The sequence below is a fragment of the Paenibacillus sp. BGI2013 genome (genome assembly GCF_002843485.1).
Lineage (GTDB): Bacteria > Bacillota > Bacilli > Paenibacillales > Paenibacillaceae > Paenibacillus > Paenibacillus amylolyticus.
In genome coordinates, this window is record NZ_PJFA01000004.1 from 410,630 (window position 1) to 426,227 (window position 15,598).

At 42.6% G+C, this 15,598-nt stretch carries 14 protein-coding genes; 7 read left to right on the top strand and 7 right to left on the bottom strand.

The window, feature by feature from the left end; all coding sequences use genetic code 11:
* Nucleotides 1-107 precede the first annotated feature (107 nt).
* The 5 genes from CXK86_RS12765 to CXK86_RS12785 all read left to right on the top strand — a co-directional run bounded on the left by CXK86_RS12765 (nucleotide 108) and on the right by CXK86_RS12785 (nucleotide 7,101).
* Nucleotides 108-1,844, top strand: a complete 1,737-nt coding sequence (locus tag CXK86_RS12765; protein WP_076253173.1) for a type 2 periplasmic-binding domain-containing protein — start codon at nucleotides 108-110, stop codon at nucleotides 1,842-1,844.
* A gap of 61 nt (nucleotides 1,845-1,905) precedes the next feature.
* Complete coding sequence (locus CXK86_RS12770) at nucleotides 1,906-2,820, top strand: ABC transporter permease (protein ID WP_076253174.1); 915 nt, start codon at nucleotides 1,906-1,908, stop codon at nucleotides 2,818-2,820.
* Between the two features lie 13 nt (nucleotides 2,821-2,833).
* Complete coding sequence (locus CXK86_RS12775) at nucleotides 2,834-3,727, top strand: carbohydrate ABC transporter permease (RefSeq protein WP_076253175.1); 894 nt, start codon at nucleotides 2,834-2,836, stop codon at nucleotides 3,725-3,727.
* Between the two features lie 22 nt (nucleotides 3,728-3,749).
* Entirely contained in the window at nucleotides 3,750-5,378 is a 1,629-nt protein-coding gene (locus tag CXK86_RS12780) for a glycoside hydrolase family 13 protein (protein ID WP_076253176.1), read from the top strand.
* Nucleotides 5,379-5,430: 52 nt separating this feature from the next.
* Nucleotides 5,431-7,101 carry a glycoside hydrolase family 13 protein gene (locus CXK86_RS12785; protein ID WP_076253177.1) on the top strand — a complete coding sequence of 557 codons (1,671 nt, stop codon included), beginning with the start codon at nucleotides 5,431-5,433 and terminating at the stop codon, nucleotides 7,099-7,101.
* Between the two features lie 104 nt (nucleotides 7,102-7,205).
* On the opposite strand, the gene CXK86_RS12790 is transcribed toward CXK86_RS12785, so the two are convergent.
* The 4 genes from CXK86_RS12790 to CXK86_RS12805 form a co-directional block, all read right to left on the bottom strand.
* Nucleotides 7,206-7,487, bottom strand: coding sequence for a GNAT family N-acetyltransferase (locus tag CXK86_RS12790; protein WP_036615433.1), 282 nt, complete (start codon nucleotides 7,485-7,487; stop codon nucleotides 7,206-7,208).
* Nucleotides 7,480-7,731: a (4Fe-4S)-binding protein gene (locus CXK86_RS12795; RefSeq protein ID WP_036616061.1), complete on the bottom strand. Its 252-nt coding sequence runs from the start codon at nucleotides 7,729-7,731 to the stop codon at nucleotides 7,480-7,482. Before CXK86_RS12795 ends, CXK86_RS12790 begins: the two co-directional genes overlap by 8 nt.
* A gap of 270 nt (nucleotides 7,732-8,001) precedes the next feature.
* A complete protein-coding gene (locus CXK86_RS12800) occupies nucleotides 8,002-9,756 on the bottom strand; it encodes a methyl-accepting chemotaxis protein (RefSeq protein WP_076253178.1) in 1,755 nt (584 codons plus the stop codon).
* Between the two features lie 283 nt (nucleotides 9,757-10,039).
* Nucleotides 10,040-10,879 (bottom strand): alpha/beta fold hydrolase, encoded by an 840-nt coding sequence (locus CXK86_RS12805; protein WP_076253179.1) that lies wholly within the window; start codon nucleotides 10,877-10,879, stop codon nucleotides 10,040-10,042.
* Nucleotides 10,880-11,033: 154 nt separating this feature from the next.
* Here CXK86_RS12805 and CXK86_RS12810 point away from each other — a divergent pair, with 154 nt between their 5' ends.
* Complete coding sequence (locus CXK86_RS12810) at nucleotides 11,034-11,894, top strand: LysR family transcriptional regulator (RefSeq protein WP_257467836.1); 861 nt, start codon at nucleotides 11,034-11,036, stop codon at nucleotides 11,892-11,894.
* Nucleotides 11,895-11,912: 18 nt separating this feature from the next.
* Here CXK86_RS12810 and CXK86_RS12815 read toward each other — a convergent pair whose 3' ends face one another.
* Nucleotides 11,913-12,317: a VOC family protein gene (locus tag CXK86_RS12815; protein WP_076253181.1), complete on the bottom strand. Its 405-nt coding sequence runs from the start codon at nucleotides 12,315-12,317 to the stop codon at nucleotides 11,913-11,915.
* 307 nt (nucleotides 12,318-12,624) lie between these two features.
* Between CXK86_RS12815 and CXK86_RS12820 the strand changes: the two genes are divergently transcribed.
* The gene (locus CXK86_RS12820) at nucleotides 12,625-14,364 is read left to right on the top strand and encodes an ABC-F family ATP-binding cassette domain-containing protein (protein ID WP_076253182.1); all 1,740 of its coding nucleotides are present in this window, start codon (nucleotides 12,625-12,627) and stop codon (nucleotides 14,362-14,364) included.
* A 70-nt stretch (nucleotides 14,365-14,434) separates the two neighbouring features.
* On the opposite strand, the gene CXK86_RS32055 is transcribed toward CXK86_RS12820, so the two are convergent.
* Entirely contained in the window at nucleotides 14,435-14,818 is a 384-nt protein-coding gene (locus tag CXK86_RS32055) for a hypothetical protein (protein ID WP_047843165.1), read from the bottom strand.
* Nucleotides 14,819-15,104: 286 nt separating this feature from the next.
* Complete coding sequence (locus CXK86_RS12835) at nucleotides 15,105-15,278, bottom strand: tryptophan RNA-binding attenuation protein (protein ID WP_076253183.1); 174 nt, start codon at nucleotides 15,276-15,278, stop codon at nucleotides 15,105-15,107.
* Nucleotides 15,279-15,598 lie beyond the last annotated feature (320 nt).

Here is a 15,598-nt window from a genome sequence, read left to right on the forward strand (position 1 = left end):
CTATCCAAACGGACGTGTAATCCCTATCTCGATTGGCCTTCACTTCATTTTATAATGAAAGCGCAAACAAATATATTGAACATCAGAATAAAGGGGAATCGAACTAGATGAGAACAAAATGGTCTATGAAAAGCAAACGGGTGACAAAGCGTCTGGCCGTGCTGTCCATGTCCGCCTTGATGGTTGCAGCCCTAGCGGCATGCGGAGGCACTTCCAATCCTCCTACTGCAGAGGAAGCAGGCAAATATGAGGTAACGCCTGGAGATCCGTTCAGTGCCTATAAAGACGAAATTACCGTAACCATGGGACGGGTAACCACAGCCAACCCAAAACTGCCGACTGGTGATACCTATGAGAACAACGCATATACTCGGCTGGTCAAAGACACGTTTAACGCTCAGATTACAGATCAATTTGAAGCCAATGGTGAAGATTATAGTCGTCAAGTATCGCTTGCCATCGCATCCGGGGAATTGCCTGACATGATGCGTGTTGATTCCAAAGATGAACTGAAAGAGCTGGTGGATAACGACCTGATTGAGGATCTGACATCCATTTACGATCAATATGCCACGGATAATATCAAGCAAATGTACGATTCCTACGACGGCCGAGCATTAGACAATGCAACGATTGATGGACGTTTGATGGGACTTCCGGCGACTTCCCTGGATTCCGCACCAACGATGGTTTGGGTCCGTCAAGATTGGCTGGATCTGCTGGGGATTCAACTTGATGCAGATGGAGACGGCGCCATTTCGCTGAATGAGGTGGAGCAAACAGCACTGGAATTCCTGAAAAGAGATCCTGGTCAATCCGGGAACCCGGTAGGTATTCCATTTGTGAACACGATGAATACAACAGATTATAATGGCTCTGCTTATACGATGCTGGGTGTGGCCTCAACCGAGGGAGCCTTCCCGCAATATTGGATGAATGGTGAAGACGGCAAAATCGTGTATGGTTCCACAACAGAAGAAACGAAGAAAATGCTGGGTACCATGGCGGATTGGTTCAAGAATGGTATTATCGACCCGCAATTCGGAACCCGCACGTTTGATGATATTACCGCACTCTACGCCAATGGCCAAAGCGGTATTGCCTTTGGACCGTGGCATATCCCTGACTGGGGACTGATCAGTGCAAAACAGATGGATAAAAATGCGAAATTCTCGGCTTATACGCTGGAAGATGCAGACGGCAAGGTCAACGTGGCGCATGCCAATCCATCCAATCAGTTTATCGTGGTGAGAAAGGGTTATGAACACCCTGAACTGGCCGTTAAGATTGTAAACCTGTTCTACGATAAACTGGCCAATGATAAAGATGCCGCAACAACCATGCCGGAAGCTGCCAAATATCAGGAGACCGGGGTAGACGGATCTACGAGACCTTTTAATATCGAAGTCAACTCGGCTACATCGCTGCTGGATGATTACTCTGATGTTGTTCGAGGAATCAAAGGAGAGATTTCCCTGGATGAGGTTCGCACTACCGAATCGAAGAACAATATCGGAAGCATCAAAACCTATTTGAGCGACATGGATACGGATGATGTGACTGCTTGGTCAAAATATCATTCGCGGATCAACGGAGTGGGACTAATCGACAAACTGACACAAGAAAGCAAATTTGTATGGATGACACCTGCTTTCTCTGGCACTACACCAAGCATGAAACAGACGTGGGCCAATCTGACGAAGTTGGAACAGGAATCGTTTATCAAAATCATAACGGGTTCAGAATCGCTCGATTACTTCGATACATTCGTGAGCAACTGGAAGAAACAGGGTGGTGATCAAGTCATTCAGGAAATTGAAGACGAGATCGCATCGAAACAATAATATCCATGAAAAGTGGAAGGGCTGCGATACGCAGCCTTTCTTCAACGAAAGGGGTTCATCCATGAAACAGGGGAATTTGAAAGCGCGAGGGCGGCTCGGCCCAGGTGCCATGTACCATATGATGATGATTCCGGGCATTTTATTTTTGCTTGTATTCAGCTATGTTCCAATGGTCGGTATCATTACAGCGTTTCAGGATTATATACCGGCCAAGGGCATGTTCGGCTCTGAATTTGTAGGCTTGAAGCATTTTATGTATATGTTCAAGCTGCCGGATATCGCGCAGGTCGTCAGCAATACGTTGGTGATTGCGATTGGCAAGATTCTGCTCGGAACGATGATGGCCATCATTTTTTCCGTTTTATTAAATGAAATTCGTATCAAATACGTTAAAAAATCCGTGCAGACGATTGTTTATCTGCCACACTTTCTATCCTGGGTTGTTCTGGCATCCGTCGTTGTCAACATGTTCAGTCTGGATGGTATTGTGAATCAAATGTTGGCATTTTTTGGCCTCGAAAATATTAATTTCCTTGGCAGTAACACCTGGTTCCAGCCACTGATTATAGGAACTGATGTATGGAAAGAATTTGGTTACAGTTCCATCGTCTATCTGGCTGCCATTACGTCCATTGATCCCGGTCTGTATGAAGCGGCAGGAATGGATGGAGCCAGTTGGTGGAGAAAAGTATGGCATATTACATTGCCAGGCATGCTGCCTATTATTCTGCTCATGGGCGTAATGAGCTTGACCAACATTCTGAGCGCCGGTTTCGATCAAGTCTATAATCTGTATAACCCGGTTGTCTATGAGTCAGGCGACATTCTGGATACTTATGTCTATCGGATCGGTCTTGTTGGGCGACAGTATAGCTTCGGTACAGCTGTTGGTTTGTTCAAGTCCGTAATCGGCATTGTTTTGCTCTTGTCTGCCAACCAGTTAGCCAAAAAATATACGGATCGAAAAATATTCTAAGGAGGCCAAACCTGTGTCCTATTCTGCAAACTTCAAAGATCGAATTGGCCGGTTTGTCATCTATGCCATCGTCATCGTGCTGGCATTGGTCTGCCTTCTTCCGTTATGGAATATCGTCGCCATTTCATTCAGCAGCAGCGAGGCGGTATCCGCAAATGCAGTAGGTCTCGTTCCGGTCAATTTTACAACAGCGGCTTATACCAAAATTATTGATGATGCACAGTTCTGGCGTTCCTTTGGCATATCTGTTCTACGTGTCGCGCTTACTCTTGTGCTTAACATGATTTTGATTATTTTAATGGCTTATCCGCTATCCAAATCGAAGAGGGATTTCAAAGGCAGAAACATTTATATGAATATCATGATTTTTGCCATGTTGTTTAGCGGAGGCATGATTCCGAGTTACCTGCTGATCAAAAACCTGGACATGCTGAATACGATATGGGCACTCGTTCTGCCAGGCGCTGTCCCCATATTCAGTGTCATTCTCGTGATGAATTTCTTCTCCGCTGTACCTAAGGCGCTTGAAGAAGCAGCATTCATCGATGGAGCAAATCCCATTCAGGTCTTGTTCAAAGTGTATGTCCCTGTGTCCATTCCTGCGCTGGCGACAGTCGCCTTGTTCAGTATCGTGGGTACATGGAATGACTTCTTCAGTGGTTTGATCTATATGACCAAAGTTAGCAATTACCCGCTAATGACCTATATTCAGTCCCTTAACGTGAATATTGCCGATTTGCTTCAAGCTGGCACCAATTCCAGTGAACTCAGCAACCTGACTGAAATTTCGAACAAAAACCTGAACGCAGCCAAAATCGTAGTTGCTGTTATCCCGCTATTGCTGATTTATCCCTTGCTGCAAAAATACTTTGTGACTGGCATTGTCGTAGGATCGGTCAAAGAATAGCCTTAGAAAGGTTGAATGGAACATGGAAAATAAAAAATGGTGGAAAGAAACTGTTGTATATCAAATATATCCACGCAGCTTTCAAGATCGAAACGGTGATGGAATCGGAGACTTGGAGGGCATTGTGTCTCGATTGGATTATTTGCAGCAACTCGGCATTGGTGCGATCTGGTTATCACCTGTCTGCAAGTCTCCTCAAGATGATTACGGATATGATATTTCAGATTATCAGGACATCGATCCGATGTTTGGGTCTTTGGAAGATATGGAAACGTTAATTCTTGAAGCCAAGAAACGAGACATTCGGATCATCATGGATTTGGTGTTGAACCATACCTCGGATGAACATCCCTGGTTTCTAGAAGCCAAAAAAGGTAAAGACAATCCTTACCATGACTACTACGTCTGGAGAGATGGTGTTGAAGGAACGCCTCCGAACGACTTGGGGTCTACCTTCAGTGGTTCAGCCTGGGAATGGGTGCCTGAGATCGGGCAATATTATTTGCATCTTTTTTCCGTAAAACAGCCTGATCTCAATTGGGAAAACCCCAAAGTCCGGCAGGAGATATACAACATGATCAATTGGTGGATCGACAAGGGTGTGGGTGGTTTTCGACTTGACGTGATCGACTTAATTGGTAAAGAACCGGATTTGAAAATTACGGGAAACGGACCTAATCTGCATAAATACATCAGGGAACTGAGCAAGGAGACGTTTCAAAAAACAGAAGACCTGCTTACGGTTGGAGAAACATGGGGCGCCACTCCGGAAATCGCCAAACTGTATAGCAACCCAGACGGCAGTGAATTTTCAATGGTATTCCAATTTGAACACATCAGTTTGGATGAACAAGAAGGCAAAGGAAAGTGGGATCTTAAACCTTTGGATGTGATGGCATTAAAAAAAGTGCTGTCCAAGTGGCAAACGGAGCTCAAGGGTGATGCTTGGAACAGTCTGTTCTGGAATAACCATGACTTGCCTCGAATCGTATCACGTTGGGGAAATGATGGAGAATTCAGAGTTGAATCAGCTAAAATGTTGGCTACCCTTCTTCATGGCATGCAAGGTACGCCTTACATATATCAAGGTGAAGAGCTGGGTATGACGAATGTTCAATATGCGATCGAGGATTATCGGGATATTGAATTACTCAACTTTTATAAGGAAAGAATGGGGAAAGGTTATCCTGAACAAAGCGTGATGGAGTCGATCTACGCCAAGGGACGTGATAATGCACGCACACCTATGCAATGGGATACTTCAGATAACGCGGGTTTTACACAAGGGGAACCTTGGATTACGGTGAATCCAAATTATAAGCAGATCCATGCCGAGGAAAGTTTGAATAATCCCGAATCCATATTCCATTATTACCGGAAGTTAATTCAATTACGAAAAGATCATGAAGTCATTGTATATGGTGATTATGAGCTGATCTTTCCAGAGAACCCAGACGTGTTTGCATATACCCGAACGCTGAACGGTACGACAATTCTTGTGGTATGCAATTTCCAGGGATATACGACTGAACTTCCCCTTCAGGAGCAATTGACAGGGTCCCATCGGCTTTTGATAACTAACTATACAGGTGAACTCTCGGAGAGCGAATTACGTCCATATGAAGCCAAGATGTACCTTATCCATGATTAAAGCATAATACGTTATATAATGTTCAGTTCTCAAGAAAGAAGGATTGTATTCAATGAAAAGAGTATGGTGGAAAGAAGCAGTAGCTTATCAAATCTATCCGAGAAGTTTTATGGATTCCAACGGAGATGGGGTTGGTGACATCCAGGGGATCATATCTAAACTGGATTATATTCAAGATCTCGGTATTGATCTGATATGGATCTGTCCGATGTATAAGTCACCTAACGACGATAATGTTTATGACATCAGCGATTACTGTTCCATTATGGATGAATTCGGCACGATGGCGGAATTTGATCAATTACTGTATGAAGTTCATCTTCGCGGCATGAAACTCATTATGGACTTGGTGATCAATCATACAAGTGACGAACACCCGTGGTTTATTGAATCCAGAGCTTCGCTGGATAACCCCAAACGGGATTGGTACATCTGGAGAGATGGGAAGAATGGGGACGAACCGAACAACTGGGAGAGCATCTTTGGCGGTTCTGCTTGGGAATATGATGAAGTCTCCGGACAGTACTATCTCCATCTGTTCTCCAAAAAACAACCGGATTTGAATTGGGCAAATAAAGAAGTTCGGAAATCCATATATGAAATGATGAATTGGTGGCTGGATAAAGGGATTGATGGTTTCCGTGTGGATGCAATCAGCCATATTCACAAAGAAGAGGGCCTCTTGGATATGCCAATCCGAGAAGGCGTCAAATACATCTCCTCTTTTGAAAAGCATATGAATGTGAAGGGAATCCAGAGTTATCTGCAAGAAATGAAAGAGAACACATTATCCAGATATGACGTCGTGACTGTTGGGGAAGCAAATGGAGTTAAGGTAGAGGACCAAGAAGATCTGCTGGATTGGATCTGTGAAGTCAGAGGGAAATTTAATATGGTCTTTCAATTCGAACACCTGGACCTTTGGAAAAACAGTACAGACAGGCAACTGGATGTTCCCAAACTGAAAAACGTCTTGACCAAGTGGCAAAAATCACTGGAAGGCGTCGGCTGGAATGCTTTATTTATTGAAAATCACGATCAGCCTCGCAAAGTTTCATCTTGGGGAAATGATACGGAGTATTGGTATGAAAGTGCCACAGCACTTGGAGCCATGTACTTTTTCATGCAAGGCACACCTTTCATATATCAGGGGCAAGAGATAGGCATGACAAACGTGGCTTACCCATCCATAGCGGATTATAACGACATAGCCGATCGGAATTTATATCAGATCAAACGCGAAGAGGGGATGTCGCATGAGGAGATCATGAACATCATCTGGGCTTCGAGTCGCGATAACTCCAGAACACCGATGCAGTGGTCTTCGGCCAAAGAGGCCGGGTTTACCAGTGGAACACCATGGCTGAAGGTGAATGACAATTACATTAATATTAATGTAGAGAAACAACTCCAGGAACCACGTTCTATTCTTCAATTTTATAAAGAAATGATTCAGCTGCGAAAAGAGCACGATACGCTGACTTATGGGATCTATGAGCTTCATATGCCGGATCATCCGAGTGTATATGCATATACACGTACACTGGCAGATCAACAGGTGCTGGTAGTAATCAATCTTTCTGAACACATGGTGGAGCTTGAGGAAGATGAGCTTGGCCTCAACTTCTCAGAGATCTGGCTTACCAACTATGAGAATGGCTTGCTGCCACTGGTGTTGCGACCGTTTGAAACTATTGTTGGATTAAGCGATATAGTAAAGTAAAGTAGGATACGTAAAAAGAAAAAGGCGCCTATATCATTCAGAAAATGATATAGACGCCTTTTATTGTTGTATAACCACATGAAAATTAGCTGCGAATATTCGTTTTATTGATGGAGAACATCCGCGTATTCGGAAATACGTTCGAAACGTCCCTTGGCAAACGGACATAGAGGTAAAATCTTAATACCGTTTTCCCGCGCGTATTCCACCATAGCTTTGATAAGTTCATCGCCAAGCCCTTGTCCTCGGTAAGCATTTTCTACCAAAGTGTGATCAATTATGTATAGCTCTGGACTCGAGATTACATAGGTCATCACCGCAGCAATGTCACCGTTATCTTGAATAAGGAATCTTTTATTGGCAGGTTCATGTTCTACGTTATGCATGTTCATCCTCTTTCTTTGTTGAATATTCACCGTCCAGAAGCTTATACGTCAATGCTCCGCTTGGACATGTGTCAATATGCCGGGCAATGGCCTCCGAAGTGTCACCATCAGGATCAACCCAAGGACGCTTGCTTAAATCAAAAACAGCAGGAAGGCCCTTTACACAAATACCGGAATGAATGCAAACATCCGAGTTAAACATAACCTCGATATCTTTACCGTAATATAATTTCTCTTTAACCATAATGCATTCACATCTTTCACTGTTGAGTTTGAGTTTGTTTACAGATCGATATCCCAGGCATCCATGGTAAGTCATGTCTGGCAGGCTCTTAATGTTCGAATTATAAATGAGGAATCATTATTAAGTCAACGTGACGAATCTCCTAATTCGTTGGTGGAAGCTGCTGATCAGAACCCTGAGTCCTCCGAAAAATTAACGCTCCAAGAAAGTTACGTTTCCGGCGGCGATTCTAAATTGTCATCTAACAACACCCTTAATGAGATTGGGAAATTATTTAGTGACTTCGATCTGAAATTGATCGGAATATGATTTGAGGTTGCCTGCAAGACCAGCGAGTTCCCCGGAGATGTTCGACAGTTCGTTTGCCGATCGCTGCTGCTCCACAGCACTAGCCGTGACTTCTTCGGCCATGGCTGAAGTTTCCTCGGTTGCGGAAGCAATATAACTGAGATTCTGTTCCAACTCCTGACGAATAGAGTGCATGTCCATCGTCCGGCTGTCTAAACTCTGAGCCAACTCATGCACTTCGGTCGATAAGCGGCTAACCTGTCCAAATGCCTGGAGACAATCAGCGATCTGTTTCTCCTGTTCTTTAACAGCTACCATATTTGCATCAAAATGACTGCCCATCCGATGTATCTCTTGAACAAATGAACCCAGGATCTCATCAATCTCCTGGATCGAACGTTCGGATTGTTGAGCGAGCTGTCCCATTTCCCCAGCAACGACTGCAAAGCCTTTACCCGCTTCTCCAGCTCGGGCAGCTTCAATTGAAGCATTCAGGGATAGAATTTGAGTTTGTTTTAAAATGTTGTGAATTTGACCGCTAATAGAGGAAGCGAGTTCGGATTGAGTCGTCAGAGACCTGGAAATATCCTGTTGATGCTCAACACGCTTGGCATTCTCTCTGCCCTTCTCAAGTAGAACCTCATGTTCACGTGTAACTTGTACTTGAACAGAAGATAGCTGCTCTGAAGTATAAGTAAACTGTTTCACATATGAACCTACTTCATCCATTATTTTGCCCAGATTCTCTGAATGCTGGACGGAGTGTTCTGTCTCTTCAGCCTGTTTCATTGAACCTATGGCAATCTCCTCAATCGCTCTGGAAAGTTCTTCGCTCTGACGCTGGTTTGTCTGAGCGGTTTCCGAAATATCTTTTGATGACTGCTGTAATGTATTTGATCCTTGCTGTATTCCCATCAGAATGTTCGTCAATTGGGCAACCATGATGTTAATCAAATCACTAATGTCACCGAGTTGATCATTGGACATATGTGTGGATACGACTGTAAGATTCCCATCAGCAACCTGCTCGAGACTTGACTTAATATCGCGTACTTGTCTAAGAATACCTCGTACTACGAATAACATCATGACCAAAGAAAGAATCAGTACAACCACAAAAATCGGGATTATGGTCCGATAAGCATTATTCACAGATGTCGCGGAGACTTGACTCACTGCTTCAGCAGAAATATCAATGCCCAGATAGCCAATGACAGTACCTTGCGAATCCTTGATTGGTGTAAAGGAGGACAATAGCTGTCCCCAGGTTGGATCATCTACAATGCCTGTTGTGACGACTTCACCACGTAACAAGCGTTCTTGAATCTGGGGATTGAATTCCATTGCAGTGCCGTAAGGACTATACTCTGTATCATTCCAATCCGCTCCATCCACGGTGTAAATCCACCCGTCCGAAGTTTTGTTATACATATAAACATACAAGGCTCCCGATTGAAGCCTAACTTTAACGAGTTCGTCCCTAAGACTTTTATATTCGTTGCTCTCCTCTGAAGCAGTAGAAGATAATGTCTTAATTAATTCCGACTCCTGACCTAGTTGAGAGGCGGTATTCACAGCCAGCTGCTGATTGTTATGCTGCATGGTCATTAATGATGCATTTTCACTGGAGTCGATGGTGGCCCATATGATTAGACCGCCCATGGCCAGTAGCGGAACCAGAATAATCAAATACAGTTTGAACCTTAAATCCATCTTTTTTTTGCGAGTCTGTCTCACGTACGGTTCCCCCTTGGATGTAATAAAGTAAATATGGTTATTCGTATAACCCCATACTATTTATCGTAATATTGAAGGGGGAAATGAAGACTAACACTAAATTTGTATATACATATACGTAGGAGAATATGATCATTTGTAGTACCAGTGCACTCAACCCGAATGTAGAAGTTACGTCTTGCATCAAGAAACGTTGTCATTAACCAAAAAAAGCTCCACCAGCTTTATGCCAGTGGAACGCTTAATTTTTCTCTAAGACATTCTGTTCAATATACAAATATACTCATGGATGCTCATTGCAGAAACGGTCGATATAATCGGAACATTGCCCAGGTTCATCTTCCATAACGAAATGACCTGCTTTGGGAATGACATGCAGGCAGGCATGGGGAATATCCTGGACAAGCCTCTTTGCATAAGCGAGGGGCTGCCATTCATCTTCTTCCCCCCATAAAATTTGAACGGGAACCTTCAGCTTGGGTAAATCTGTTCCATAGGATTCAGTATATTTTGCATTATAGTGAGCTACCTGATGGGAGAAAAAAGAGGCTTTGCCCAATGAACCTGCATGAGGTTCCAGATATGCATCCAGTGTATCGCCAGTCATAAGCTCTTTATTATACACTGCCATGGGTAATTGTTTCTTTAGCATGGTATCAAAATCAGCACGGGGCATTTGTTCAACCTGTTCAAGCTGTTCTTCAATAATTTTCTTCCAGGTTGGTGAGGGCCACGAATCATAGCTGGGCATGTTGAGTAACGTAAGCGATTGTACACGCTCAGGTTGTTCCTGAGCCAGTTGGAGGCCAACAATTCCACCTAGATCGTGGGCTGCGACATGTAAACGATCCATTCCAAGTTCGTCTAAAAGCTGACTGAACAGCGTATATTGTGCTGCCACAGAAGTATCTGCTTCGAGTGGTCTTTCGGATGCTCCATATCCCAGAAGGTCATGAACGTAGACTTTGTATCCTTTTTGAACCAGAGCGGGTATTACTTTTCTCCATTCATAGCTATAAGAGGGTGTTCCGTGAAGGAGCCATATGGGAGAGCCTTCTCCGTATTGCTCATAAGCGATTCGATATCCATTAATCAAGATGGATGACGTTGCTGCTGTTTGCATAGTGATTACTCCCTTCCATAAACGATTGAGATTAAAAATGAAATGGGCTCTTAATGAGCTACATTGAATATAAACGATTGCTTTCCATTAGTTAAATTGATAGTTTATATGTAAACGATCAGTTTTAATGATGTTAAAAAGAAGGGAGCCAATGATGGAAATACGTCATTTGGTCACATTTATTACAATTGTGGAACACGAGGGATTTACCAAAGCTGCTGAACATCTTGGATACGCGCAATCTACAATTACATTGCATATTAAGGCGTTAGAAGAGGAGATTAACTACCCTTTATTTGATCGAATTGGTAAGCGGGTTATTTTAACGGAGACTGGGAAAAAATTGTTGCCACATGCCCAAAAAATGCTTGACCTGTATCACATGATTAAGGAAGTGACTGCTGCACAAGGGGAATTAACGGGTAATATCGTGATCAGTATTGGGGAAACGTTGTTGATTTATCGTTTTCCACCTATTATTGAGGAATTCAAAAAATTGCATCCTCATGTCAATATCGAGTGGCACCAATTAGATTCCGTACATTATAAAGAGAATTTGATGCAAGGTAAAAGTGATATTTCCTTCATGTTGGGGACAGAGGTGCATGATCCCAATCTGTACAGTGAGAAATTGGCTGAGGAGCCCATGATGCTGTTGTACCCCAATTCATTTGAGCTACAACGCGACATCGTACGAAGCAATTTACTTTTTACCGAAAGAGGTTGCTGTTATCGCACATTATTTGAACAATGCATTGAAGAGTATCAGATTGGGATTACTTCCAATATTGAATTCTGGAGTATTGAAGCTGTGAAACAGTCGATATTGAGCGGTATGGGTATATCCTTGTTACCTCGAATTACGGTAGAGAAGGAGCTGAAGGAGGAAAAACTTTCAGGTCAGCAGTACAAACAAAATCTAGCTACACAGTTGCTGTATCCCAAAAACAAGTGGATCTCTCCCCAAGTAGAAGCATTTATTGAGATCGTTAGAAAGCATGCCTCCCTCTGGTGAGCTCATTTCAACTGTCCTTTATAGCCTACCACTGAACCGTTGGATTGCTTCCTCGGTCACCGGCGTGAAGAGATTAACCAGATTACCGTCAGGATCGCGAAACAGCACAGCACGATTCCCCCACGGCATTGTGGTAGGTTCCTTTACCCACTCATCGACAAACGGCTTCAAGCGCTCGTATTCGGCATCAACATCGTGGACGTGGAACTCAATAATGACAGTACGATTGTTGGCTGCCACAGCGGAACCAGCGCCAAATAGTTGCACCGTCTGGGAGTGGCCGATCGCTAGAGTGCACGATGGCATAACGAGTTCGGCAAAGACAGGTGCAGGGCGTTCCGCCGAAACACCCGTGATTTTCTCATAGAACTCGACGAGACGATCCACGTCATCAGTAATGATACGCAAAGAAGCAAAATTCACGAGATATCATCCTTCCTATAATAAGTAATACATTTTGGACCAAAAACACTTCGCATTTACTTCTACTCCTTTACAATTGCTTACTCCAACTATACAAATACACTACTGACAACAGTATGTCAGTAGTGTTTTACGAAGAAACCACCGTCCACTAGCCATCATTCTATAGAACGTATTAGAGTTTCAAAGTGAGGGTAAGTGCTAAAAATCGATTGTACTTGGTGGTAAACAGTGTTACTCTAAAAGTCTGTGTTCGACAATATATTTAATATTAGCCACCAATTTAGTTGTAAAGAAAGGTAACACTATGATAAAAGTTGAAAACCTATCCTTCTCATTTCCACAAAAGGAACTATATAAAAACATTTCATTTACGTTTGAAGAGGCACAACATTGTGCTTTTATCGGAACAAGCGGCAGTGGAAAAAGTACATTGATCGATATCCTGATGGATCCGGAACGATATTTGTTCGAGGGCAAGTTAGAGATAGACCCCGATTGCAGAATCGGGTATGTGAGTCAGTTTTTGCAAGTAGATAAAACAAAAGAAATGACCGTTTTTGAATATATCGCAGAAGAATTCATCAAGATACAAGATGAAATTACAGCAATTTATGCGGAGATGGCCACCACATCGGATATGGATTCCCTGATGGAAAAGCTTCAATTGGCTTTGGATGCCTTCGAAGCGATGGATGGGGATAATTTCGAAAAAAACATCAATAAACAATTAAACCTTGCCAACCTCATGAAGCTCAAAGATCTTAGTATATCAGCCGTAAGCGGCGGGGAATTCAAACTTATTCAAGTGATGAAGGAAATGCTGAATCGTCCCGACTTCATGATTATGGACGAACCCGATGTATTTTTAGACTTTGAAAACCTGAACGCGCTAAAAAAATTGATTAACACCCACAAGGGAATGCTGCTGGTCGTTACGCACAACCGGTATCTGTTGAACCATTGTTTCAACAAAATCATACACCTTGAAAACACAGAGCTCCAAGAGTTTGACGGGCGATATATCGATTATAACTTCTCACTGCTTCAGTCTAAGATCGAACTGCAAGAAATCGCAGTTGCTGAAGCTGAGGAGATTGAGAGATACGATCACATCATCGACAATCTTAGAGAGATCGCCACGTATAATTCGGAAGCCTCCAGAGGAAGAGCGTTAAAAGCCAGAGTCAAGTTTCAAGAGAGATTGGAAGCACGTCGAATAAAAGAACCCTTTGTCGATATCAAACAGCCGAATATCCGTTTTGGGATTGATAAGGAAATGGAAGATACCGTTGTGGTTAACGTCAATAACTATAACGTTTCCTTTGACGAGTTGCTTTTGGAAAATGTGAACTTTGAGATCAAATCAACAGATAAAGTAGCCCTGATCGGTCCTAACGGTACCGGGAAAACGACATTACTTCGAGAAATCTTTAAAAACAATCAGGATTCCATTGAAATAAATACCGATGTTAAAGTGGCCTATTTATCTCAGGTTCAAGGCGAAATGTTAAAAGATTCGAATACCATACTAAATGAATTCATTGATTCCGGCTTTCAAACGTATGATGAAATTAGATCATATCTTCCAAACTATGGCTTTGAAGGAGAAATCCTTGATCAAAAGATTGAATCTTTATCTGGTGGAGAAAAAAACATGCTTCAATTGGCTAAAGTTTCTGCCAGTCAAGCCAACGTATTGCTCCTAGATGAACCGACAAGCCATCTGGACATCTATACACAAATCGCATTGGAGAAAGCCATTGAAGACTACAAAGGTGCGATTATCATGATTTCTCATGATTTCTATTCGGTTGTAAATGGTATGGATTATGTTTTGATTATCGAGGACAAAACGATTAGTAAAATGAGTATAGAAGAATTCAGACAGATGATTTATACGAGTCATTTTAATGAAAACTATCTAGAAAATGAACAAAAGAAAAAGTCTGTTGAAATGAAAATTGAATTGGCTTTAAAAGATACTAATTTTGAACTTGCAAAGAGTTTGGTTGATGAGCTAGAAAAGCTGATTAAGTTGCTTTAGACAAGGTGAATATTCCATAAATCTAAATCCCCCTGTATGTGGATTAATCCGCATACAGGGGGATTTACTTCTAGAAACAGCTAAACGAGCTGATTCGCTGCAGATCAATGCCGGTGTATAGCCAGAAGAAGCCATTCCAACGGAAGCCAGCCACCGAATTTCTACCTACAAATACCGGGTACATCCAGAAGCCGGGACCACGATCCGGCCAAATATATGTGTAACGAAACAGGCAGCCGGATATGGCTCTTGGATCTACCGCATATAACGAAGCGGGTTGCTGTGGAATGAATGATGGTGGCGGCCCTGTAGGTGCCTGCACGCCTTGTGGTCCGCCGCCTCCACCCCCGGGGAACGATGGCGGACCAGGAAATCCGCCGGGTCCTCCTGGTCCTCCGGGACCCCCAGGTCCGCCAAACCCTCCACCAGGTCCAAAAGGAGGTAAAAATGTCATATCACATCACTCCTGTTCATTAGTCTAATGTATTGTATGTAGGCAATTGAGCAGGGGAATGGGTGAAAGCCTATAAAAGGCCGCTAATTTGGTCATAAGCTTGTCAGCTAGATAGTAAAAAAGACAACAGAATTTGCCCAAAAGATATTATGTTTTATTAAATCCAACAAGGAAAAGCAAGCGTACCACGTCCTGATTGTACATTGGATACATTTTCACCGTTTATAAATTGGATAAAGACAGAAAGAGACCGCACTATAATAGTTACGGTCTCTTTCTACTTATTTTAAGTATGTTTTTTTATGAAGTGAAGTAATGTTTGTCCTAATGTAGTTAGAATTACGCCCTTACCTTCACATTTTGGACAAGGCACCATTTGGTCCTCCTCATTAACTTGCTTTTCGCCATTACAATGAGGACAAGAAAGTTCTAAATCATCTGTTGATATAACGACCGACACCTTTTAGCACCATCCTGTCATTTAGATTTAATGTGGTGTAAATTCAATTCGCTTTTTTTATAGTAGCTAATGTAGGATTTTTTTCAATATGTGCTGATATAACATGGGTGTAAATATGTTGCAGAAAAATGTCGAATAAAGTGATTGCTAACTAATTTATTGTGTGATATTATGATCCAGTAAACGTTTACATCGATAACGAATTGAATATTAGCAGTGTTTGGCTGTTACTGGTAAAGCAGGCATGACCAAAATGATTTTGCATTTTCCTTATGTGAGTAGGGGAAGGCATATCGTTTTGGTCTTTTTTATATCCAAAT